Genomic DNA, 1257 nt, shown 5'->3' on the forward strand with positions numbered 1-1257 from the left:
CCAGGTGGCGATGAGGTGCTGGAGGAGGCCCAGGGCCTGGTAGAGGGTCAGGCCCTGGCAGGGGCTTTTGGGCAGGTCCGCTGCTCGGTCAGGAACAGGTGGGCTGCGGTGACGAGGGTGACGTGCCGGTGCCAGCCGGTGAACGAGCGGCCCTCGAAGTGGTCCAGCCCCAGAGCTGTCTTCAGCTCGCGGTAGTCATGCTCGATCCGCCAACGGGTCTTCGCCAGACGGACGAGATCCTTGGCGGGAATGTCGGCGGGCAGGTTCGAGATCCAGTACTTCACCGGCTCCGCCTCGCCTTCGGGCCATTGGGCGATCAGCCAGACCAGCGGGATCGTCCCGTCCGCGGCGGGCTTCGGGCGGCGGCCGGCGAGGCGGACCCGCAGGAGCACGAAGTGCGAGCTCATCGCCCCCTTCGAGCCCTTGCGCCAAGCCAGGGTCCGTCCTCGGCCGCGACCAGCGTCCATCACATGTTCCCGTAAGGACCGCGGGCGGGTCCGGTAGCGCGGCAGGGGCCTGGGGCCGAGTCCGCCGTAGGCGGGCTCATGCGGCACGGCCTCCTCGCCATGGGCGGTCATCTCCCCCTTGACCTGCAGGACGTAGGCCAGGTGGCGGTCTTCCAGACCGTGACGGAAGCCGGCGTTCGCGCCGTAACCGGTATCCGCGACCAGTACGGCGGGCCGCAGGCAGATCCGGTCGAGTTCGTCGAGCATCTCCATAGCGAGCTGCCACTTGGGGCGGTGGTGCTCGGTATCGGGAATCCGGCAGCTCTTGCGACGTGCGGCAGCCTCAGGGGTGTTGTCCCAGCTGCTGGGCAGGAACAGCCGCCACGACAGCGGGCACGAGGCGGTGTCGGAGGCAGCGTGGACACTGACGCCGATCTGGCAGTTGCCGACCTTTCCCAGGGTGCCCGAGTACTGGCGGGCCACCCCGGGCGAGGAGATGCCGTCCTTGGGGAAGCCGGTGTCGTCCACCACCCACACCTGCGGGCGGACCGCGGCCACGGCCCGCCACGCCAGCCGGGCACGGACGTCCTCGACGGGCCAGGTCGAGGACGTCATGAACTGCTGAAGTTGCTGGTGATCGATGCCCAGGCGCTCGGCCATCGGCTGCATCGACTTGCGCCGACCGTCCAGCAAGAGCCCCCGCACATACAGCGAGCCCTTCTCACGCTGATCCCGCCGCACCAACGGCGCGAACACATCGGACGCGAACTCCTCCAACCGGACCCGACATGCCGCAAGCTCCCCAGCCCTC

The 1257-nt window shown here is 69.4% G+C and carries 1 protein-coding gene; it reads right to left on the reverse strand.

Going from position 1 to position 1257, the window contains the following annotated elements:
* Nucleotides 1–47: 47 nt before the first annotated feature.
* The coding region (locus JK363_RS41245; protein WP_372444961.1) for an IS701 family transposase at nt 48–1257 on the reverse strand (1210 nt) is incomplete at its 5' end.

The organism is Streptomyces coffeae (assembly GCF_016741875.1).
GTDB lineage: Bacteria > Actinomycetota > Actinomycetes > Streptomycetales > Streptomycetaceae > Streptomyces > Streptomyces coffeae.